This is a genomic window from Amycolatopsis sp. CFH S0740 (assembly GCF_004522315.1).
Taxonomy (GTDB): domain Bacteria; phylum Actinomycetota; class Actinomycetes; order Mycobacteriales; family Pseudonocardiaceae; genus Amycolatopsis; species Amycolatopsis nivea.
In genome coordinates this window covers 1-20,022 of record NZ_SDLS01000058.1, presented here as the reverse complement: position 1 = coordinate 20,022, position 20,022 = coordinate 1, and the positions used below count along the sequence as shown (strand labels likewise).

Below are 20,022 nucleotides of genomic sequence, written 5' to 3'. Positions count from 1 at the left end.
CCAACTTCTGCCGACGAATTTCTGACGCAGGACACTAGACGACGAACGTCCCCTTGGCCGGGAGCGTGGTCACCAAGCCGCGCTCCCGAAGTTCCGCGACTGCCCGTCGGGCTGTCCCCAACGCTACGCCGTATTCCTCGGCCAACTCGCGTTCTCCCGGCAGACGGGAACCCGTGGGCAGCTCGCCCGACGCGATACGCGCGGCGACGTGGTCGGCTACGGCCGCGTAGATGTACGCCGCCCCGACGGCAGAGGGATCGAACTTAGGCGCGGCCTCACCGTACGGCGGCCTTGACCAGCACAGATCAGTAGGACGCGGCATACCGCTATACACCGCTCTATACCGCGTCGTATTCTAGGTCGCATGGATGCGCGGGTGGCGGTCTCTCCGACATGGACGGCGACCACCGACGGCTTGAGTCATCTCGTGGTGTCGGTGCTGCGGCATTCCGACGGCGCGATCATGAAGGTGATGTGTCGTCGCTGGCTGGCACCTGCACCTCCGATCGGTGACCCCGCAAAGTGCCCTGAGTGTGCTGGGCACGACACGACCGGCGAATGAACGCCGACCCGGCGCAGCAGCTCGGCAACGCGCTCCGCGAAGCACGCGAGCAACGGCGCTTCGGCGTGCGTGAGCTGGCCCGGCGTATCGGCGTATCTCCGGGGCGGATTGCTCTGTGGGAGCAGGGCAAGCGCGTACCCAGTCCAATCCAGGTCGCGCTCGTCCTCGGCGCGCTCGGCATCGTGGGCACCGAGCAGAAGCGCATCCTGGAATTGGCGCTGTTCCACCGTCTCTACCGGACGGGCGAACGCGCCTAGTTCTCCGGCGGCTTGAGCCCGTGCACCAGCACGGCCGGGTCGACGCCCAGCCCGTCGGCGAACTTGAGCAGGTTGTGCAGGCTGACGTTCCGCAAGCCGCGCTCCAGTTGACTCACGAACGTCCAGTGCACCCCGGCCCGCCGGGCAAGCTCCTCTTGTCCGAGGCCCGCCTGATTCCGCAGCGTCCGCACGCGCACACCTAGCTTCCGTGTGGCTTCCGACTGCGGTCCCTTCGCCATGCACGGCAACCTACCTGCCTGATTCCGCAGCGCGTGTAGTCGGTGATCGGATACCATCCGTGACTGTCTGCAAATGCAGACAGTGGCCGGGGGAGGGGCCGGATCGCGCATGTGGGAAGACACCGAGTTCACTATCGCCGCAACCTGGGACGACAAAGCCAACGCCCCGGACGGCTTCGTCCTGGAACCCGACGAGGCAAAGAAGATGCTGGATGCGCTCAGGGGATATGAGGCCCGGCTGCTGGCGATGAAGCGCAAGGTTGCCCGGCTGCTCCAGATGAAACCCCCGTCGCAGGACCCGTCAACCGTGGCCGCGCACGTGGCGATGGTCGGCGACGGCAAGAGCAAAGGCGGCGCGTACTCTCCCGGTGCCGAGGCGATTGACGCCCAGCTGGCCTACGTCACAGAGTTGGCCGACCGGATAAAGACGGCGTTGGCCGCGATCGGCGAGAACGAGCAAGATCAGACCAAGACCATTCAGAACGTCGACCCCGACAAGCCCACAGGAAATCTCTGATGAACCTGCGCGCCACCGCAGCGGTGATCGGCCTCGCCGTCCTCACCGCAGCCTGCTCCTCGCCGACGGACGGCACAGCGACCCCGCCAGCGTCGGCGACTGCGTCGTCAAGCCAAGCGTTGCCGTACGGCGGCGCGCCGAAAGTTGAGAACCCATTGCCGGACAACGTATTTTCCGGCGATCCGTGCCAGGGGCTCACCCCGCAGCAGATCACCAAACAGCTCGGCTCCGCGCTGCCCGGGAAGCCCAGCAACGAGGCGGTCCCGAGCTGCGACTGGACCAACCCGGACACCAACGCCTCCATCGGCCTGTCCTACTACCCCGCGAGCAACGACGGCCTCAGCAACACCTACGTGAACGTCAAGCCGCAGATGAAGCGGTGGGACGTGCTGCCGCCGATTCAGGGGTTCCCGGCCGTCGCCTACGCCACCCAGGCAAGCCAGACGCCCAACACCTGTGACGTGGTCGTGGGCGTCACGGACCGGCTGGCCTTCCTGGTCGATGTCGCGCCCCGTATGGAAAGGCTCGGCAAGGTCGACAGTTGTGCGGGTGCGGCGGACGTGGCCAACGACGTCGTCACCACGCTGAAGCAGAAGGCCGGTCGCTGACGCTACGCCGCCCGCGACCGGCTGGCCGCCGTGACGCTACGCGCTGGATTGGTCCAGTGGTACATGCCCCAGAGGTTAAGATAACCCCTGGTCAGAAACCTGGACCTAAACGCCGGCTGGGGGCCGCGGCTCCGGATTGGTTCGGCGAAGCTGACCGTTCAGCCGGGCGCACGGTATCGGTCATCCTGGTGAATCCGGTCCCTGAGTTCCCGCTGCGTGATCCCGAGGTCAACCGACAGGACACCAAGCCGCCGGTTGTATTCGCGGTATGCGTAGACCCGCTCCTCCGGCGAGCGGACGGGCTTGTTCTGCCAGCCGTCGAATACCCATTGCGGCAGCTGGCCGGATCGGTCAACCTCGCCGACGAACGCTCGCTTGCCCATCACATGGCTCCCTTCTCGCGCCGCCAGCGGGCACGGGCGGCAACCGACGCCCGGCGGCTGGCAGCCGTCATCTGTTTGTGCGGGGCGTCCTCGACCGGGAGGCCGGTCGGCAGACCTAGCCGGGTGGTGAGGATGACCGCCAGCAGCGCCCTCGTCTGGCGTTCCTCGGAGAGCAGCTTGCCGACATTTCCCGCGTCCGCCTCGGCGATGAGACCCCGGAGCAATTCCAGCCGGTCGGCGCACCGGGCCGCCTCGGCGAGCAAGAGCAGCTCGTGCGGGTCCGGGAGGATGCCGTCCGCATGCCAAAAACCGGTCACCGCGGACCATGTCTCTCGGCCGTGTTTGCCCAGATCAGAGGGCATTTTCATCTAGTAGTCCTTTCGCTGGGAAATCACAAGCAATGCTCGCCGGGTCAGCGGCAGCACCTCCCAAGGGCTCCGACACCCGGGGGAGGGGTCCTCCCCCTCCCCCGGTGAGCATCGATGACCACCGGCGACTGCGACCGGTGTTCCCTTGCGTTGCAACGCTTCCGGACGATTCTGTTTGCGTCTGCTGGCCTCGGCGGAGTCACGATCAACCTGCGTGATGGTCGCTAGCGTGCGTCGCGAGCTGCTGGCTTCGCCAATAGATCTCTTGTTCTCGCTTGCTGTCGGCGCGCCCCGCCCCCGGGCGGGGCGGCCTTGGCTTGCTGTGTGCAACGACCAGCCTCGCCGTCACCGGCAGCACCAGGGGTAGGGGGACAGCGGGGGCCGAGGGAGTAACCGGGGGTGGAAGACAGGGACCCCTAGCAATCCAGGGGCCCGTCTGGCCACGGGGGCTATTCGTCGTCGGGGCCGAGCAAACGACCGGGGACGGCGTCACTGCCCCGGGCACTCAAGGTGATCCGGTTCGGCTGAATGCCCGGCACCGGCCACCCGTCCACAATGCGGAGCGTCTTGCCCTCCGCAAGCCAGACGGCAATGAGATCCGCAGCGGCCGTGTAGGTCTCGCCCGTCTCGGCGTCGACAACTACCCGCTGTTGCGTCGGGTCGAAATCGGGTCGTGTGTGGAGATCGGCGACCCGTGCGGCGAAGGTTTCCACCGGCCCCGCTGAGAGTGCTGCTGGCGCGGGGACTCGCAACTGTGTCTCGCCCGCGTCGAGCACCCGGATGAGGTCCAAGGCGGGCTGACACTTGCCGACGGCTTGGTACGCCTCGGCGATCTTGGCCGTTGCCTCGCGGACGGCAGCGACGTACTCAGTGACCGCCGGAGCAGCCTTGGCCTGGATGATTTCGGCGACCTTGTCGCGGTTGTCGCCGCGCAGCGCCTGAGTAAGGGCGGCGACCAGGCGGGCTCGTTCGCCCCGGAGGACCGGTTCCCGGCGCATGTGCTCGGCAAGGGCCGCCTCGGCCTTCTGCCGGTTGGTCTCGGGCGGAGTGTCCTTTCCGGCCAACACGGCCGCCTTGAGCGCCCCGGCGTCCTCCAGCTTCGCCGTGTGAATTGCGTGACTCAATTCAGCCCGCTTAGCCGAGAAAGCAGCAAGGCGTTCCTCGTTAGCGCGGAATTCGTCGGCCAGCGAGTGAACCTCACCCGGGAGCCATTCGTTTGCGGGGATCTTGTCGACGTCGAACATTAGCTACTCCTGAAAAGACGAGAGACGGCCCTAAGGCCGTCTCTGGTGGTAGTTATCTGGTTATCGGTTAAAACGCGTACACGGCCGTCACAGGGCCGAGAATCGGTGTCAATAGCCGTACCGCGGACCGTGGCGTTTTAGTGCGTCCAGGCGGCCCTCTTCATCGGCAGCGACGATTTCCGCCGGGGTCATGGATGCTAGGTCAACCATGGTGAGCTGCGCGCCCGCCTTGGGATCGCCGATCGGTCCGCGTGCGGACGGGACATCGCCACCAGCAGCGCCGAAGTCCGCCACGGGAGACGGCCCGGCAGCCGCCTCAGCGCGGGCGGTTTCCTCGGCCTCGATCTCGGCGGCCTGCCGCTCGGCGTCTTCGATGCGCTTTTTCAAGGCGGCCATGGCGGCGGCGTGATCCATCTGGCTGGCCGCTAACTTGGCTGGTGCCTCAGCGTTGGCTTTCGCCGCGTCCTCGTGTTTCCGAGACGAGGATTTCCAGCGTGCGGCTTCGGCCTCGGTGGTAGCAGTGTCGGTCACCGTGAGATCTCCTTGGTTTTCTTGTGCCAGGTTTTCACCAGACGGACGGTTGCCGTGCCGTCGCCGAGGTCGACCACGTCGTACAGGCGTATCCAGTTGCCGACCGTCAGCACGACGTCAGCGCACCCGATCTCAGCGAGACTGTCCCTCTTGCCTGGAGAAAGAATCCCGGCCACTTGCTCCAGTGGCACAGGCTCTCTGTGGTCAGCCGCCGCGCGGAGCAAAGCGCGCTTACCCGTGGTCGTCACGTCGCTTCACCACCAGGACATTGCCGTTCGGCTGGCGCTTGAGCGCGTACGAACAACGCAGGTCCCGGCGGCTCACGGAGAGGACAGCGCTCCCCTTGGCGGCCAGGGCGGCCAGGACCCCGGGCGGGAACAACTGCTCGGCTTCCGTGGCGCTCACGGGCTGGCCGGTGGCGTTCGCCCGGCGCAGGCGGTCACGCCTGGAACCGCGCAGAGTCATCGGCTGCCTTCCAGCGGGGCACCGAGCTGGCGGAGGACGCGGGAGCGGACCGGCATCGGCGGACGACGCTGGCCGCGTTCCCAGCGGATCACGGTCACGCCGGAGAAGCCCAGCCGTCGGCCGAATTCGTCCGCCGAGAGCCCGGACTGCGCGCGGGCGTCTCGAACCGTGCGCGCGAAATGGGTCAGCGCGGGCGGGTCGGGAATTGTGTACGTCGTCATCGGCCGGTCTCCTTTGGTGGCGTTGGCGTTGGTATGAACCGGTGCACGAGAAACCCCCGCCAGCCCGGTTCCGTCACCGGGCTGGCGGGGGTTCAATAGGGTTTTCTTCTCCTTACCCTAGTGAATTCTTGCTACGGCGTTCCCTCTGGCGTGCGCGGTTGTACGCCTTCCGGCAATCGACAGCCCCGCAGTGCTTCCGAGGCCTGCCCCGTCCAGGCTGCTGCCCGGCGCGGGCCACTAGGCACCAATTGCACCCGCACCGGCCGTCGTCGGTCCTCGGCGTGACAACTGGACCCAGCCGGACAACACGGCTGTCCCGATCGACCACCGTCGACGTCTCGCAGTACCACCCGAGGGTCACGTACAGCGGACGGGTGCACCACGGGCAGACGGGAGGCAGCTGGTCGACTTTCGACGTCAACGTCCGCACGTGGCTTCCGAGTTGCGCCCAGTCCTCTACGACCAACCCGGGTGACTGGCTGTCTGGACCCAGCGCCCCGGCCCTTCGGATGGGCCGGGGGAGATCAAAGTCAGTCATGTCAGCCCCGCCGTCCGTCGGCCATCATCTGCCGGTTAAACCACTTGGTGTGAGGCGCGCCCCGGCCGCACGTGCAGTCTCCCCACCTGTCCCACCCGGGATGATCCTCGGCTACCGGGCAACCCTCGTCGTCTGGAGTAGGCACGCCGCGAAGCGCGCCGTCCTCGGTGTCCCTAACTGCCTGGACAGTTTCGGGGAGGACCGGCCCGGCACGGCCGGTCTCCTCGTCATCATTGGTTACCGTCCCCTCCGGGTGGCCTTGCGCACTGAGATATCTAGGGGATCGGTCCGGTGGCGGGACCGAAACGACTCCGTCGACCTGGTGGTTCGTGGGATCGGCCGATACGTTCTGGTCCGGTGGCCCCGCCGAATTGTCCGGGGGTCCGGCGGCCTCGATTCGGTCCGGTGGCGGGGCCGAATTCGCCTTCCTGGGGAACTGCCTCGGGGCAGCCCGGCTGCCACGGTGGTCACGGTGGTCGTGCGGCCATTCCAGCCGCCAGACGGTGGCGTGGTTCTTGCGTAACCCCGTGTCGACCACCCACCCAGCGTCGGCCAGCGCGGCGAGGTGTTCACCCTCCACCTTCCCCGAGCGGCCTGTGATCTCCGCCAACGATCGGCGGGAAGCGTGGAGCGTCCGGCGTCGGGACAGGGCACGCTCGGCTAGCACCAGCGCGGTAACCCAGGTTGCCGCGCCGAACCGGGAGTCACGCATCACGGCCGATGTCCAATCCCGCCTCCACTTCCGGTAGCCGCTGTCCGGCCCATTGTCGAACTCGACCGGGTCGGGGTATTCAGCTGGTGCGCTGGTCATTCTTGGTCGCCTTTCGGGTAGCGCGGTTCCGCGCATTGATACGACGGGAAGCATTTGCATTGCTGGTGAATTCGGACTGGCAATCGGTGCATATTCGGGCACCCGACGGGCGGACGACTAATGCGTCCGCCCCGTGGCCGCGAGGGCAGGTCATGCACTCGTGCTCGACCGCCGGGCACCCGTCAAAGACCTTGACGAACGTCTTCCGGGTGCCCTCAGGCCAGTCGGCCCGGTCGTGGAACACGGGGTCCGCGTACACCCGGGTACAGCTGTCCCGGTGCACGGCCAGCACTGACGGCAGCGGTTCTGCCTCACCCGGCACCGAATACACGGTCACCAGGACACCATCCGAGTCATCGAACCGCTTTTCGCTCACGTTCATTTCGTTTCCCGCTCTCGTCGTCTCGGCCACCCGGCCTGGCGCTTCGGCGTCGGCGCCGCCGTCCGGGATGCCGCAGTACGGCGTCTCGCGGCCGTCGAACACGTAGACCGTGACGGCCAGGCGGCCGCAGTCGCATAGTTCGTTCGGCGTCGGTTTGCGCTCGCTCATCTCGTCGTCCCCTCCGTCGTGTCCCGAGGGCCACCCCGCTACTCCCGTCGCTCCCGGCATCCGGCCGGGCGGGCATCCTGGGGCGAAAGCCGTGTCACCTCGGTTCCCCATTAACTGGGGTACTGCGGCCAGTACCACGCGTTGAAGCACGCCGCGCCGAAGCTCTCGGTCGACGCCTCGGTGGTGCTGATGTCCGGCGTCGCGAGTGTGCGCCCGCCCGCCGCGGCCCCGGCGTACATTGCGTGCAATGCGGCGATCGAGGGGCTCGGCCGCGGGCTCGCGGTGGAACTGGCGCCGGTCCGGGTGAACGTCGTGTCGCCGGGCACGATCGACGGGAACCTGTGGGCCGGGCGCCCGGCGGCCGCGCGGGAGGCGAGTTTCGCGCAGTACCGCGCGGATACCCTGCTGCATCGCGTCGGCCGGGAGTCCGAAGTGGCCGATGCCGTGCTGTACCTGTTCACCAGCACTTACACCACCGGCTCGACGCTGTATCCGGACGGCGGCTACAGCTTCCGCTGATACGCTGACCAGCCATGCGCATCACCGCCGCGGACGTGCCGGCACTCGAACGCGGCGTCGCGCTGCTCGGGTCCGGCGGGGGCGGCGACACCGTCACCGCGGCGGTGCTGCTGCGGCGGCTGACCGAATCCGGCCGCGAACCCGTCGTGCACCCGATCGCGGACCTGCCGCCGGACACCCTGGTGGTCCCGGTCGGGATCGTCGGCGCGACCGCCGCGTTCGCCGAGAAACTGCCGAGCGGCGACGAATTCGCCTCGGCGATCAAGGCGATCGAACGCTGGACCGGGCAGCGCGCGCAGGCGTTGATGACCATCGAGATCGGCGGCCTCAACGGCCTGCTTCCGCTGGTGATCGCCCAGGAGCTGGGGCTGCCCTGCGTGGACGCGGACCTGTCCGGGCGCGGGCTGCCGCGGCTCGACCAGCTCTCGGTCGCCGCGACCGGCCGCGGCGTCGCACCGGCCGCGATGGCCGAACCCGGCGGCCGGGTGGTGGTGCTCGCCGCCGCGGCGGCCTCGGTGGTCGAGAGCGGGATCCGCGCGTTCCTGGCCAGCTCCGGCGGCTGGGCGGCGATCGCGCTGGCCCCGATCCCGGCCGGCGAACTGGCCGACCACACGGTGCCCGGCACGACGAGCGAGGCGCTCGCCCTCGGCTCCCGCGTGCTCGCGGCGGGGGAGAGCCCGGACCTCGCCGCGCTGGAAACCGCCCTCGACGGCCAGGTTCTCGCCCGCGGCCGGGTGCTGGAGGTGTCGCGGCACATCGGCCCCGGCCAGCACGGCCACCCGGGCTTCGGCCGCGGCTCGGCGACGCTGGCCGATCACCGCGACGGTGCGCTGCTGCGGCTGGAAATGGAGAACGAGTACCTGCTGGCACTGCGGGACGGGCTGCCGGTGGCGTCCACTCCGGACGTTCTCTCGGTCCTCGATCGTCGTACCGGCGTCCCGCTGCAATGCGACGCGATCCGCGCCGGAGTGGAGGTGGACGTCGTGTGTCTGGCCGCGTCGCCGTTCTGGACCGATCCGCGACGACGTCCGCTGCTGGAGCCGCGCGCGTACGGAATCGACTGCGATCCGGTGGTAGCCCAGTGATTCTCCGCCAGCTGCTCGCGCTGCCCTCGTGGGCTGGTCCCGTCCGGGTGTGCTCCGGAGAGTCCGGTTTGGACCGTCCACTCAAGACAGTCAAGGCCGCGCTCGACGCCTCCGGCACGCCCGCTCCCGGCGAACTGGTGGTGGTTGTCCGCCCGCTCGGTTCCGATTGGCAGATCGACGCCCTCCTGCGCCGTTGCGCCGACGCCCAAGCCGCCGGAGTCCTGCTTCCCGAAGCCGAGCCCCTTGCCGCGTCACGACTTCTGGCCGAACGACTGTCGGTTCCGCTGCTGGTCACGTCCGCCGATCCGCTCGATCTGCTCGTGGACGCCCGCCTCGCCCTGGCCGCCCCGGACATCGACCGCGCCGAGGCAGTGCTCGCCGCGCATCGGGCGCTAGGGGAGCGGTTGCGGCCGCCCGAAGAAATCGTGACCGTGCTGCGCCGACTGCTGGACGCTCCCGTCGCCGTCCTCGACGACCGCGGCGAAGTGCTCGCCGGAGAACTCGCCGAGGCCGCCCGCGTGCGAGTGCACGAGCCGGTCCCACAGCGCGTCACCCTCGCGGACGGCGTTCTGCTGGCGCATCCCGCGGTGCTGCCGCAGCCTTCGGTCTGGCTGGCCGCCGAGCTGACCGGCGCGAAGGCACCGCGCGCGGACGTCGTCGCCGCGACGCTGGCAGTCGCCGCCGGTGCCGTGCAGCGCTGGCTGCTGGCCCACCGCCTGGAGCTGGAACGCGACGCCCGCTCCCGGTCCGCGCTGCTGGGCGACCTGCTGCGCCACGACACCGAACCCGGTGCCGACCTGCGCCGACGCGCGGCAGACGCGGGCTGGCGACTCGGCGGCTGGCACGTCGGCCTGCGCATCGGCGTGCCCGCAGACGTCGACACGGTCTCCCGCACGCAGGAGGTCGTGCGCGCGCTCCGGGCGGAGTCGATCGACGCGGTCACCGTCGAACACGGCGAGGGCTGGACCGGCTGGGTCACCTTCGAACAGGAACCGACCGCGGAACGGGTGCGGGCGCTGTCCGCGCGGCTGCGGGCGGTGCACCACAGTCTGCGCCGCACCCTCGACGCGCACCTCGGCGTCGGCCGCCCGCACGCCGACGGTCTCACCGCGACAGTCGCTGAAGCCACCGACGCCGCGCGCCTCGCCGCGACCCGTCCGGAGACCGGGCACTTCCTGCACGTAGACCAGCTCGGCATGGCGCAGCTGCTTCTGGAATGGACGCGCACGGACACCTTCGAGCCTGCCGCGCGTGCGTTGCTCGCTCCGCTGGTTTCCGTGCCCGGCGACCTGATCCGCACCCTCGCGGCGTATCTCGATGTGGAGTCTTCGCTGGCGGAAACCGCGACTGTGCTGGGGATTCACCGGAACACGGTCGCGGCGCGGATCAGCCGGATCGAGCAGTTGCTGCAGGTCGACCTGTCGCGTCCGGACGAACGGCTGGCGCTGCATCTGGCTGCTCGCGCAGTCATCCTCGCCCGGTCCGGTGAGTAGTACTGACAGGACCAGTTACGGCCTTGGGCAGCGCCCGGGCGGAAGGCAGACTCGAGGCATGGGCAAGAACGACCTGGGCGATTTCCTGCGGGCCCGCCGCGGCGGGCTGAAGCCGGACGAGATCGGTCTTCCGGACGGATTCGACGGCGGACGGCGGGTTTCCGGCCTGCGCCGCAGCGAGGTGGCGCAGCTGGCCGGGGTCAGCACCGAGTACTACACCCGGCTGGAACAGGGCCGCGCCCGGCAGCCGTCCGAGCAGGTGCTGCACGCGCTCTGCGACGCGCTGCGGTTCGACGACATCGAACGGCGGCATCTGTTCGCTCTCGCGGGCACCACGGCCGAACGCCTCGACCAGGCCGAGCACGCGTCCCGGCTGCGTCCGGCGCTGCGGCAGGTGCTGGACTCGATGGAGCTGGCGTCGGCGTTCGTCAGCGACCGGAACCTGACGGTCGTCGGCGGGAACGCGTTGTGGGCCTTGCTGTTTCCCGACGTGGCCGAGCTGCCGCGGCGGGAACGCAGCATGGCGCGCTGGACGCTGCTCGATCCGCGGGCCCGCCTGGTGTGGCGGGACTGGGAACGCGTCGCCCGCGACTACGTGCACGGGCTGCGGCTGGCCGCGGCCGCGCAGCCGCGGAACCAGCACATCGCCAACCTGATCGGCGAGCTGATGATGCGGTCGCCCGAGTTCCCGGCGTGGTGGTCGGAACACCGCGTCCAGGAACGCAGCACCGGTCTCAAACGCCTGCGCCATCCGGTCGCCGGCGATCTCGAACTCCAGTACGAGATCTTCACCTCGGTCGCCGACCCGGGCCAGTCGATGGTCGTCTACAGCGCGCCGGCCGGTTCGCCTTCGCAGGAACGGCTGCGGCTGCTCGCCAGCTGGGGCCGTGAACCGGCCGCTCCCGCCGAGTCCTGACCTTCGCCCGTCCTCGGGCCCCGCTGTCCTCGCGGGGTCCATGCCGTCCTGCCATTTTCACGAAAGGACCTTGAGCAGTGAGCAAAACCTTCCTGATCACCGGCGTCAGCACCGGCCTCGGAAGGGCCGTCGCCCGACGCGCCCTCGCCGCCGGACACCAGGTCGCGGGCACCGTGCGCACCGAAGCGCACGCGGCCGATTTCCGGGCGCTGGACCCCGAACGCGCCCGCGCCTTCGTCCTCGACCTGACCGACACGGACCGGATCGAACCCACCGTGCGGGAGGTCGAAGCGGAACTCGGCCCCATCGACGTGCTCGTGGCCAACGCCGGATACGGGCTCGAAGGCACCTTCGAAGAATCGTCGATGGCGGAGCTGCGCCGCCAGTTCGAGGTCAACGTCTTCGGCACGGTCGCGACGATCAAGGCGGTCCTGCCCGGCATGCGCGAACGGCGCGACGGCCAGATCTTCGTGATCACCTCGATGGGCGGGCACACCACCTTCCCCGGGCTGGCGTTCTACGAGGGCAGCAAGCACGCGCTGGAAGGCATCACCGACACCCTCGCCCAGGAGGTCACGCAGTTCGGCGTGCGGGTGACCGCGGTGGCCCCCGGCGCGTTCAAAACCGACTGGGCGGGCCGGTCGCTGGTCCGCGCCCCGCGCAGCATCGCCGACTACGACGCCCTGTTCGACCCGATCCGGACCCGCCGCCAAGCTCTTGCCGGACAGGGGATCGGCGATCCCGACCGCGCGGGCGACGCGATCCTTCGGCTGCTGGACGTGGAAAACCCGCCGGTGCACCTGCTGCTGGGCTCGGACGCGCTGCGGCTGGTCACCGCCGGACGCCAGCGCGTGCAGGAGGACTTCGACGTCTGGCAGGACCTGACCCTCTCCACCGACTCCGTCGACGGCGGCGTCACCGTCGCCTGATCCTCGCCGGAGCGGGGAACCCCGGGATGGCAAGGGGGTTCAGGGTTCCCCGCACCGCGGGTCAGACGCGCCCGCGCACGAGGTCGATCAACCGCCCGAGCACGTGATCGCCCGACGCGCGGAGGCCGTTGTGCTCGTACTCGTTGGTGATCCACGGCCGAAGCGTCGGGATCAGCCGCGCGGTTTCCTCGGAGAACACCCGCTCGACGTACATGTCGTTGGCGTAGATCGCGGCCGCCGCCGGGACCGTGCACTCGCGCAGCACGTCCGCGTCGTACAGCCGCGGCCATTCGTGCGCGGCGAGCAGTTCGGCGGTCTCCTTCATCGGCCGGAGGCTGTGGAGGTCGTCGAAGAGCGAGGGGAACACGTGCTCGCCGGTGAACAGCGTCCGGTCGGTGCGGAACTCGTCGGGCAGCACGCGCTCGGCGGACCAGCGGGTGGCGAACCCGTCGGAGTACGACGACTCGTGGATGACCGAATACAACGGATTGCGCGCGCTGAACGGCAGCGAGTTCGCGACATCGTGCGCGAAGGCGGGGGACTTCGGATCGCGTTCGAGCAGGTAGTGCAGCGCCTCCTCGCCGCCGCTGGCGCCGAAGAGGTAACCGAGCTGCTGGAACAACCGCGCGGTCAGCGGACTGCCGTCGGGCAGGACCACGGCCCCCTCGTCGAGCAGCGGAAGCAGCGCTTCGACGCGCTCGCGATCGCCGGGGTAGCGGAGGTAGTACTGGCGGTTGCGCTCGAGGAGATTGGCGAACGTCGCGGTGTAGACGTCGTCCGGATGCCGCGCGATCGGCGGCAGCCCGCCGGTGAAGAAGGCCTCGGCCAGCCCGTCGGGGTACTGGGAAAGGTAAGCGAGCGTGCAGAATCCGCCGAACGACTGGCCGAGCACGCTCCACTTCTCGACGCCCAGCTGCTGCCGGATGAACTCCGCGTCGCGCACGATCGCGTCCGCGCGGAAGTGGGTGAGATAGTCGGCCTGCTCGGCCGGAGTGCCCGGCAGCGCGCCGACCGGCGTGGATCGCCCGGTGCCGCGCTGGTCGAGCATCAGCACCCGGTATTCCCGCAACGCCCGCGGCAGCCAGCTCGGCGCGCCCCGCGACGGCCGCGGCGCCTCGTGCCCGGGACCGCCTTGCAGGTACACGAGAAACGGCCGGTCCAGCCCGTCCGGAGCAGCGACCTCGCGCGCGAAGACGGTGATCTTCGCGCCGTCCGGACGGGAATGGTCGAGGGGGACGGAGAACTCGTGCTCGGTCAGCACGAGGCCGGGAATGCGCACGGTGGTTGCCATACGGGCGATTCAACCAGAACGGGCGGCGGGGAAGCCACGGAGTTTGGCCGGGCGAGTCTATTGTGGACGGTCGTGCTGCCGGGGTTGGCCAGCCGGCCCCGGCGGCGGATGACTGCCGCGCGCTCGTCCCGGTCTTTCCCGCTTGGCTTCGCGTGTGCGGCGCGGAGTGTCCGCCGCGCTGCGCTCAAGCCGGAAAACGGCGCTACTCCTTGCCCATCGACCGGCGGATCTCGGCCAGCTTGTCCTTCGCCGCCTCCTTGCGGTCGGCGATTTTCTTGTCCAGCGACTGCAGATCCTCCGGCCCGCCGATTCCCGCGAGCTCCTGCGAACCGACCGAGGTGGTGTAGCGCTTCTCGATCCGGTCCCGCACGAAGTCGAACGACGGGGCGCCGTTGTCGCTGTAGTCGGGTTCGGGGAGGTCAGCGGGCGGCGTACCGGGACTCTCCACGATCTCCGCGTCGAGCGGCTGCTGCTCGCCGGGCTTGTCCGCGCTCATCGTCTCGCCTCTTCTCGGTTCGTCGGCTCCGCCTTCGACCCTAGCCGACCTCGCGCGGACGGGTGGATGTTTCGCCGCCGCCGGTGTGCGGTAGCCCATCAGGGAGAGAAAGGAGCCCGCGATGCTTCGCCCCCGCTCGACCGCGCCGCCCGCCCCGCCCGAGCCGGTCCCGCCAGGCCCGGTGGAACCCGATCCGGTGACGCCGGGACCGGACCGCCCGCTTCCCGACCCCGAACCCCTCCCGCCGGAATCCGAACCCGGCCCCGAACTGGCGACGACCGGTCCGTTGTGGACGGTGCGGCCGGAGTGATCGAGGCTTTCCCTTCCCGCAAAGGTCCGTGAAGGGCTCCTCAACGGAATCAGATTTCCTCAAGGAGTCCTCCACGGAGCTGCGCAGCGAAGCACCCGGGGACTCCCGGATCAGCCGCTCAAGCCGCCAGCCTCCAGGGCCGCGTCCACCTTCGCCCGGTGCGCCTCCGCCCACTCGTCGAGCGTCTGCGCTTCCTCCTTGGCCAGCTTCGCCCGCGCGTCCGCGAGCACCTGCGCCGCATCGGCTGCGGGCACCACGACCACGCCTTCCTCGTCCGCCACGACGATGTCGCCGGGGTGCACCGTCACCCCGCCGCACCGGGCGGGCTCGCCGAGCGGCGTCACCTTGGCTTTCGTCCCGGGAATCGGGAGCACGCCCCGCGCGAACACCGGGAAACGCGCCTCGCGTACCTCCGACAGGTCGCGGATCACGCCGTCCAGGACGAAGCCCGCGATGCCGCGGCGCTGGGCGGTCGCGCAGACGTTGCCGCCGGCCAGCGCGTAGTCGACGTCGCCGGATTCCGCGACGATCACCGCTCCGGCGGGCGCGCGGTGGATGGCCGCGTGCAGCATGAGGTTGTCTCCCGGCGGGCAGCGCACCGGGTACGCGGGCCCGGCGATCCGCGGCGCCGGACCCCACAAGGGCCGCACGCCGTAGTCGAGCACCTGGCCGCGGCCGAGCAGGTCGGCGAGGGTCGTGGTCGGGATGTCGGCGAAACCGTCTTCCATGGACGGCGATGCTCTCACGCACGGCCCGGCCGGATACCGTTCCGTGGCACCGATCACGGAGGAGAAGATGGCTTTCCGGCACACCGTCGCCGCGTCCCCGGTCGGCGACCTCACCCTGGTCGCCGACGGCAGCGCGCTGGTCGCCGTCTACTTCGACGGCCACAGCCGGGCCCCGCGTTTCCCGGACTTCGGCCCGCGCACCGACGACGGTTTCGCCGACGCGACTCGGCAGCTCGACGAGTACTTCACCGGCCAGCGGCGGACCTTCGACCTGGAACTGGACCTGCGCGGCTCCGAGTTCGAACGCCGCGTCTGGCAGCTGCTGACCCGCATCCCTTACGGCGAGACACGCACCTACCGCGACCTGGCCGTCGAACTGGGCGAGCCCGGCGCGGCGCAGGCGGTCGGCAACGCGAACGGCTGGAATCCGCTGAGCATCGTCGTGCCGTGCCACCGGGTGGTCGGCAGCAGCGGCGGTCTCACCGGGTACGCGGGCGGCGTCGACCGGAAACGGTTCCTGTTGCAGCTGGAGGAACCGCCCGCCGACGACGCCGGACGCCTGTTCTGAGGCTTACCCCAGCGCGGCGCGACCGTGCTTCCAATACCCCTGGAACGAGATCGCCTGCTTCGGCACCCCGCGCTCGCGCGTGAGGAGCCGCCGCGCGCCGGTGGCCAGCCCGCTTTCCCCGGCGACCCACGTGTAGCCCGGCGGATCGGAAAGATCGAGCTGGCCGAGGACGTCGAGCGCGAGCCGTCCGGGCAGCCGGTCGTCCTCGCGGACCAGCCACTGCACTTCGGCGCCGAGCGGCACGTCGACCGCCTGGATGTCGTCCCGCGCCCCGACTTCCAGCAAGACGGTGGCCCGCAGACCCGGCGATGACTCCAAGATCGCCAACGCCGCCGGAATCGCGCTCTCGTCGGCGAGAAGGAGCTGCGTGACGCCGTCCGGCGGCAGGTAAGTGATCCCCTCGTCGAGGATCCCGACCTCGTCGCCCGGCCGCGCGTTCTCGGCGAACTTCGAGGCCGGACCGCCGTCGCCGTGCACCGCGAACTCGATGTCCACCTCGCCGGGCCGCGCCGCCCGGATCGTGTAATTCCGCACCCACGGCCGGGACGCGGCGCTCATGAGCATGTGCTGCGCGAGCCAGCGATTGCTCGAAGCAGTGGGGAGGCGGAGCCCGCGCTGCCCCTCGCGCGGGAAGAACAACCGGCACCATTGATCGAACCCGAGCGGCGCGAAGTCCTCGAGATCCTCCCCGCCGACGGTGAGGGTGACGAAATGCGTGGACGTCCGTTCAGCTCGCAGCACGGACGCCCGGAGCAGCCGCCTGCTGTCAGGCGTGCGGCGCTGGGGGAGGGTCGGCATCGTAGGTCCCGATTCAGTTAGGTAAGGCTTACCTGTCTCAAGTTAGCCAGTGGTGCGAAGGGACGGCAAGGACTGAAATCGCCCTGGTCGAAGCTGTGCGTACTCCTCGCCTAATGCGGATACGTCCGTTCGGGCCAGCGCATCGGGTGTCACGCCGTCCTGTTGATCACTCTCCGTATCACTCGTGTGGGTGACTGTTGACTGCTCAATAATCCGGGCGGGCGTGACACTCTGTGTATGACTGTGTGGCGGACTGGGGTGCCGAGCTCGAGTTTCTCCGGCTGGCGACTGTGCGAATGAACGTGCATCTTCCCGTGTCAGAGCCGGTTCGGCGCAGTTCGCGGACATGCCGAGAGGTCTGGACAAGTCATGCCTGGAGTGTCCGCCGGGTGTCGAAACGGTGACCGCGAAGAGTAGCGAAAACCGTCACTCGAACCGTTGGGCGACGCTGAGGGACCGTTCACCGCGACACTGCCAGTAGAGCTGGCTGGTGACGCACCGTCTTCGCCAGGATGAGCGCATCCGGGACCCGCTCCGCACGACGGCCGGGGCGCCGGACAGCCGTCGGGGCCGGTCCGCCGGCCGGAAGAGAAAGGGATGACGACCTCATGACGGTGGTTCCCTGCCTCGCCGACCAACCGCACCGAACCGGCGAGCCGCCCGCGCGGGCGGAAGGCGCGGTGCTGGTCCGGGAGCCTCAGCCGAACCGGGAGTCCGCTGGGAAAGCGGCGCCGCCCCACGGCCCGGAGAGTCTGGCGCGGCCTGCGGAGGAGATGCAGGACAGCGGCGCGAACGAGCAGGAAAAGCCCCTGCCGCCGGGCGACGCGGCCGATGCAGATGCCAGCGCGGCGAATGCCAGTGCGACCGCGGGCGGCGCAGCCGGGCCAGGTGCCGCGCCGGAGCCCGCCCTGGCTGCAGGCGACTCGGTGAAACCCAAGCCGCTTGGCGGCACTGCAGCCGAGCCCGCCCGTTCCGGCGACGCGGCGGCAAGCAACCAGACGATTGCCAACCCTCCCGCAAACTCCACAACCGACCCCGCCCGGGCCGACGAGGCAGCGGCAAGCACCTTGGCGATCCCCAGCCCTCCCGCAAGCTCCACAGCCGACCCCGCCCGGTCCGGCGACACAATGGCAAGCAACCAGCCGATTCCGCCCGCACCCACCACCCCGCAGCCACCTCAACCGAACCACCCCGATCCCGGCCACCCCGCCCGGGTCCGGGTCGTCGTCGACTGGGATCCCTTCTCCCGTCCTCCTCGCCGGGTGGCGACCCGGGAAGAGATGGTCGCCTCCGCGCACCGCGTGCTGGCTCGGCGCCAGCCCGGGCGGCACCGCAAGCCCGACACCCGCGAGCCTTGGATGGCCCGGGCCGCGGATTTCGTTGTCGCCTGGGCGGCCACCCTCCGGATGGCGTTGCTTCTCCTCGCCGGGACCGCGTTCCTCAGCGGTCTCGTGCTGATGAACAGCCCCATAGCGGGGGCCGCGGCGACCCTTGTCGCGGGCGTCGCGGCGTGGGCAGCCCGGCCGCGGAAGTCGCCGACGCATCGCTGCTGAGAAAATGTCGAACCCGTGCCAGGCCGTTCGACGAGGATGTGACGGCTGGACGAAGCCAGCCCCAACCGAGGAGCGGTCAATGCGTTTCCTGATGATGCACCGGCTCGACGAGAGCGCCCCCGAGGCCTGGAACCCCAGCCCCGAGTTCATGGAGAAAATGGGCGCGTTCATCCAGGACTGGACCGAACGCGGCATCCTGATCACCGCCGAGGGCGTGCACCCGTCGGAGAAGGGCGCGATCGTCCGCAAACCCCGCGGCGCGGCCCCGAAGGCGACGGACGGGCCGTTCACCGAGGCCAAGGAGGTCATCGGCGGGTTCGCCCTGGTCAACGCCGCGGACCGGGCGCAGGCGGTCCAGTACGCGAGCGAGTACGCGGACCTGTTCGACGAGATCGAGGTCGAGGTCCGCCAGGTCGTGGAGTTCGACGACCTCCCGGACCTGACCGCGGAATAGCCCAGCGCGCCGGGCATCCGGCGGCATTCGCGAGCCAGGTCTTTGTCATTCGTTGACCCGCACCGCGTCTCGGGCGGATCTTCGTTCCGGGGGAACGGGGTCCGAGGAGGCAGCGGTGCGGGTCATGCTCACGGCGGTCCTGACAACGATGTCGGCGCTGCTGCCGGTTCACGCGAAAGCGCCCCAGCCGGCGGCGAACATCGTGGTGTGCAACAAATACTGCGACGACCGCGCCGCCGACCAGGCGTCCAGCGACCGGATCGCGGTCACGACGGCGCTCGACGACCGCGTCCTCCAGTTGCACTTCGCCGACGCAGACCCGATGGGCTGGGCCGTCGTCGACCACTCGCGCCCCGGCGACCGGGTGTGGCTCGACCGGTCCTTCGACGGCGGCGCGACCTGGGACGGCGGCGCGCAGCTCGGCCTCACCACCGCGCCTTCCGGGGTCGGCGGCTGGCGCACCCAGATGTACAACAACGACGACTGGAACAACCGCGGCGTCGGCGCCCTGCGCGCGTGCGGCAGCGCCATCGACACCGGCCGGATCGCTTGTACGCCTTGGGCGCGCACCCGCTGGAACGCGGCGAACCGTGCGCAAGCGGCGGCGACCGCGATGATGGCGCTCTACGACAACGGCACCGGCTACTTCCGCAACGGCGGCGGCTGGGGCACCGCGGTGTCGCTCGCCGCGGTGATCCGCAACGCGTCGGTCAGCCGGATGGCCAGCTACGACTACGCGATGGCCACGACGTACGACAAGAACGTCAACGCCGGCCGCGGCCAGTTCCGCAACGAGTTCTCCGACGACACCGGCTGGTGGGCGATGGCGTGGCTCGACGCCTACGACCGCACCGGCCAGCAGCGCTACCTCGCCACGGCGAAGGCCGACGCCGACCACATGCAGACCTTCTGGACCAGCGACTGCGGCGGCGGAATCCGCTGGAAAGAAGGCCTGACGTACAAGGCGTCCATCTCCAACAGCCTGTACATCGAGGTCAACGCGACGATCGCCGACCGCACCGGCGACGCGACCTACCGGACCAGGGCGCGACAAGGCTGGGAGTGGTTCCGGGGCAAGGGACTCATCGGGTCCGACGGCCTGGTGGTGGACGGCGTCGACGGCGCCAGCTGCGCCGCGGTCGGCCAACGCTACACGTACAACCAGGGCGGATTCGTCTCCGGCCTGACGGCACTGTCCAAAGTGACCGGAGACCAGAACCTGATCAGCACCGCCCGTTCAGTGGCCGACGAGACGACCCGCACCGGGTCGTTCTTCACCGGCTCCGACGGCATCGTCCACGACCCGGGCGAGGGCAGCAGCTGCACCGACGACGGGTCGTACTTCAAAGCCGGACTCGTCCGCGGACTGTCCGAACTGGACGCCGCGACCGCCGACGCGCCCTACCGGGATTTCCTGGCCAGGCAAGCGGATTCCGCCTACGCCCATTCCCGCAACGACTTCGACCAGTACTCGCGTGCGTGGTCCGCCAGCGGGGACAAGGGCCCGGGTTGCCAGGCCGCGGCGCTCGTCCTGATGACTGCCGCGTACTAGTACTCCAGCTGTAGTTCGTGATCTTGCTGGAGGGGT

At 69.6% G+C, this 20,022-nt stretch carries 28 protein-coding genes; 14 read left to right on the top strand and 14 right to left on the bottom strand.

Features of this window, described 5'->3' with window-relative positions; translation table 11 throughout:
• Positions 1–34 precede the first annotated feature (34 nt).
• A complete protein-coding gene (locus tag EIZ45_RS45310; protein WP_134736127.1) occupies positions 35–322 on the bottom strand; it encodes a winged helix-turn-helix domain-containing protein in 288 nt (95 codons plus the stop codon).
• 42 nt (positions 323–364) lie between these two features.
• Here EIZ45_RS45310 and EIZ45_RS45305 point away from each other — a divergent pair, with 42 nt between their 5' ends.
• Together EIZ45_RS45305 and EIZ45_RS45300 are read left to right on the top strand one after the other, a co-directional pair.
• Entirely contained in the window at positions 365–562 is a 198-nt protein-coding gene (locus EIZ45_RS45305; protein WP_134670322.1) for a hypothetical protein, read from the top strand.
• Positions 559–819: a helix-turn-helix domain-containing protein gene (locus tag EIZ45_RS45300; RefSeq protein WP_134670320.1), complete on the top strand. Its 261-nt coding sequence runs from the start codon at positions 559–561 to the stop codon at positions 817–819. The genes EIZ45_RS45305 and EIZ45_RS45300 overlap by 4 nt, the downstream gene beginning before the upstream one ends.
• On the opposite strand, the gene EIZ45_RS45295 is transcribed toward EIZ45_RS45300, so the two are convergent.
• Positions 816–1,010 carry a helix-turn-helix domain-containing protein gene (locus EIZ45_RS45295; protein WP_240690955.1) on the bottom strand — a complete coding sequence of 65 codons (195 nt, stop codon included), beginning with the start codon at positions 1,008–1,010 and terminating at the stop codon, positions 816–818. The genes EIZ45_RS45300 and EIZ45_RS45295 overlap by 4 nt on opposite strands.
• Positions 1,011–1,131: 121 nt before the next feature.
• Here EIZ45_RS45295 and EIZ45_RS45290 point away from each other — a divergent pair, with 121 nt between their 5' ends.
• Both EIZ45_RS45290 and EIZ45_RS45285 read left to right on the top strand, forming a co-directional pair.
• Positions 1,132–1,575, top strand: a complete 444-nt coding sequence (locus EIZ45_RS45290) for a hypothetical protein (protein WP_240690954.1) — start codon at positions 1,132–1,134, stop codon at positions 1,573–1,575.
• The gene (locus EIZ45_RS45285; RefSeq protein WP_134670316.1) at positions 1,575–2,183 is read left to right on the top strand and encodes a DUF3558 domain-containing protein; all 609 of its coding nucleotides are present in this window, start codon (positions 1,575–1,577) and stop codon (positions 2,181–2,183) included. The genes EIZ45_RS45290 and EIZ45_RS45285 overlap by 1 nt, the downstream gene beginning before the upstream one ends.
• Before the next feature lie 158 nt (positions 2,184–2,341).
• Here the strand turns inward: EIZ45_RS45285 and EIZ45_RS45280 are convergent, their stop codons facing one another.
• From EIZ45_RS45280 to EIZ45_RS45250, 8 genes are all read right to left on the bottom strand, one after another.
• Positions 2,342–2,566: a hypothetical protein gene (locus EIZ45_RS45280; RefSeq protein WP_134670314.1), complete on the bottom strand. Its 225-nt coding sequence runs from the start codon at positions 2,564–2,566 to the stop codon at positions 2,342–2,344.
• Positions 2,566–2,934, bottom strand: a complete 369-nt coding sequence (locus tag EIZ45_RS45275) for a hypothetical protein (protein ID WP_134670312.1) — start codon at positions 2,932–2,934, stop codon at positions 2,566–2,568. Before EIZ45_RS45275 ends, EIZ45_RS45280 begins: the two co-directional genes overlap by 1 nt.
• A 449-nt stretch (positions 2,935–3,383) precedes the next feature.
• Complete coding sequence (locus EIZ45_RS45270) at positions 3,384–4,178, bottom strand: hypothetical protein (RefSeq protein ID WP_134670310.1); 795 nt, start codon at positions 4,176–4,178, stop codon at positions 3,384–3,386.
• A 108-nt stretch (positions 4,179–4,286) separates the two neighbouring features.
• On the bottom strand, positions 4,287–4,709 hold the full coding sequence (locus EIZ45_RS45265) for a hypothetical protein (RefSeq protein WP_134670308.1): 423 nt from the start codon (positions 4,707–4,709) through the stop codon (positions 4,287–4,289).
• Positions 4,706–4,900, bottom strand: coding sequence for a hypothetical protein (locus EIZ45_RS45260; protein ID WP_134670306.1), 195 nt, complete (start codon positions 4,898–4,900; stop codon positions 4,706–4,708). The genes EIZ45_RS45265 and EIZ45_RS45260 overlap by 4 nt, the downstream gene beginning before the upstream one ends.
• A 40-nt stretch (positions 4,901–4,940) precedes the next feature.
• Complete coding sequence (locus EIZ45_RS46360) at positions 4,941–5,114, bottom strand: hypothetical protein (RefSeq protein WP_167756729.1); 174 nt, start codon at positions 5,112–5,114, stop codon at positions 4,941–4,943.
• A 56-nt stretch (positions 5,115–5,170) separates the two neighbouring features.
• The gene (locus EIZ45_RS45255; protein ID WP_134670304.1) at positions 5,171–5,395 is read right to left on the bottom strand and encodes a helix-turn-helix transcriptional regulator; all 225 of its coding nucleotides are present in this window, start codon (positions 5,393–5,395) and stop codon (positions 5,171–5,173) included.
• A gap of 1,329 nt (positions 5,396–6,724) precedes the next feature.
• Positions 6,725–7,294: a hypothetical protein gene (locus EIZ45_RS45250; protein ID WP_134670302.1), complete on the bottom strand. Its 570-nt coding sequence runs from the start codon at positions 7,292–7,294 to the stop codon at positions 6,725–6,727.
• A 114-nt stretch (positions 7,295–7,408) separates the two neighbouring features.
• On the opposite strand from EIZ45_RS45250, the gene EIZ45_RS45245 reads away from it, so the two are divergent.
• The 5 genes from EIZ45_RS45245 (at position 7,409) to EIZ45_RS45225 (ending at position 12,236) form a co-directional block, all read left to right on the top strand.
• Positions 7,409–7,813, top strand: a complete 405-nt coding sequence (locus EIZ45_RS45245; protein WP_255443839.1) for an SDR family oxidoreductase — start codon at positions 7,409–7,411, stop codon at positions 7,811–7,813.
• Between the two features lie 14 nt (positions 7,814–7,827).
• Positions 7,828–8,898, top strand: a complete 1,071-nt coding sequence (locus EIZ45_RS45240) for a DUF917 domain-containing protein (RefSeq protein WP_037815588.1) — start codon at positions 7,828–7,830, stop codon at positions 8,896–8,898.
• A complete protein-coding gene (locus tag EIZ45_RS45235; RefSeq protein ID WP_134670300.1) occupies positions 8,895–10,391 on the top strand; it encodes a PucR family transcriptional regulator in 1,497 nt (498 codons plus the stop codon). The genes EIZ45_RS45240 and EIZ45_RS45235 overlap by 4 nt, the downstream gene beginning before the upstream one ends.
• A gap of 58 nt (positions 10,392–10,449) precedes the next feature.
• Positions 10,450–11,307, top strand: a complete 858-nt coding sequence (locus EIZ45_RS45230; protein ID WP_134670298.1) for a helix-turn-helix transcriptional regulator — start codon at positions 10,450–10,452, stop codon at positions 11,305–11,307.
• Between the two features lie 77 nt (positions 11,308–11,384).
• Positions 11,385–12,236: an oxidoreductase gene (locus EIZ45_RS45225; protein ID WP_134670296.1), complete on the top strand. Its 852-nt coding sequence runs from the start codon at positions 11,385–11,387 to the stop codon at positions 12,234–12,236.
• Positions 12,237–12,297: 61 nt separating this feature from the next.
• On the opposite strand, the gene EIZ45_RS45220 is transcribed toward EIZ45_RS45225, so the two are convergent.
• Both EIZ45_RS45220 and EIZ45_RS45215 read right to left on the bottom strand, forming a co-directional pair.
• A complete protein-coding gene (locus EIZ45_RS45220; RefSeq protein WP_134670294.1) occupies positions 12,298–13,527 on the bottom strand; it encodes an alpha/beta fold hydrolase in 1,230 nt (409 codons plus the stop codon).
• Between the two features lie 202 nt (positions 13,528–13,729).
• The gene (locus EIZ45_RS45215; RefSeq protein WP_037815596.1) at positions 13,730–14,023 is read right to left on the bottom strand and encodes a hypothetical protein; all 294 of its coding nucleotides are present in this window, start codon (positions 14,021–14,023) and stop codon (positions 13,730–13,732) included.
• 121 nt (positions 14,024–14,144) lie between these two features.
• Between EIZ45_RS45215 and EIZ45_RS45210 the strand changes: the two genes are divergently transcribed.
• The gene (locus EIZ45_RS45210) at positions 14,145–14,333 is read left to right on the top strand and encodes a hypothetical protein (protein WP_134670292.1); all 189 of its coding nucleotides are present in this window, start codon (positions 14,145–14,147) and stop codon (positions 14,331–14,333) included.
• Positions 14,334–14,443: 110 nt separating this feature from the next.
• On the opposite strand, the gene EIZ45_RS45205 is transcribed toward EIZ45_RS45210, so the two are convergent.
• Positions 14,444–15,061 carry an RraA family protein gene (locus EIZ45_RS45205; protein WP_134670290.1) on the bottom strand — a complete coding sequence of 206 codons (618 nt, stop codon included), beginning with the start codon at positions 15,059–15,061 and terminating at the stop codon, positions 14,444–14,446.
• Positions 15,062–15,128: 67 nt separating this feature from the next.
• Between EIZ45_RS45205 and EIZ45_RS45200 the strand changes: the two genes are divergently transcribed.
• Positions 15,129–15,629 carry a methylated-DNA--[protein]-cysteine S-methyltransferase gene (locus EIZ45_RS45200; protein WP_043835958.1) on the top strand — a complete coding sequence of 167 codons (501 nt, stop codon included), beginning with the start codon at positions 15,129–15,131 and terminating at the stop codon, positions 15,627–15,629.
• A 3-nt stretch (positions 15,630–15,632) separates the two neighbouring features.
• Here the strand turns inward: EIZ45_RS45200 and EIZ45_RS45195 are convergent, their stop codons facing one another.
• Complete coding sequence (locus EIZ45_RS45195) at positions 15,633–16,427, bottom strand: siderophore-interacting protein (RefSeq protein WP_043835911.1); 795 nt, start codon at positions 16,425–16,427, stop codon at positions 15,633–15,635.
• Between the two features lie 608 nt (positions 16,428–17,035).
• On the opposite strand from EIZ45_RS45195, the gene EIZ45_RS45190 reads away from it, so the two are divergent.
• The 3 genes from EIZ45_RS45190 (at position 17,036) to EIZ45_RS45180 (ending at position 19,986) form a co-directional block, all read left to right on the top strand.
• Entirely contained in the window at positions 17,036–17,980 is a 945-nt protein-coding gene (locus EIZ45_RS45190; RefSeq protein WP_134736126.1) for a hypothetical protein, read from the top strand.
• Positions 17,981–18,059: 79 nt separating this feature from the next.
• Complete coding sequence (locus tag EIZ45_RS45185; RefSeq protein WP_106961428.1) at positions 18,060–18,434, top strand: YciI family protein; 375 nt, start codon at positions 18,060–18,062, stop codon at positions 18,432–18,434.
• 124 nt (positions 18,435–18,558) lie between these two features.
• Positions 18,559–19,986 (top strand): glycoside hydrolase family 76 protein, encoded by a 1,428-nt coding sequence (locus tag EIZ45_RS45180; RefSeq protein ID WP_240690957.1) that lies wholly within the window; start codon positions 18,559–18,561, stop codon positions 19,984–19,986.
• The last annotated feature ends 36 nt before the right edge of the window (positions 19,987–20,022 follow it).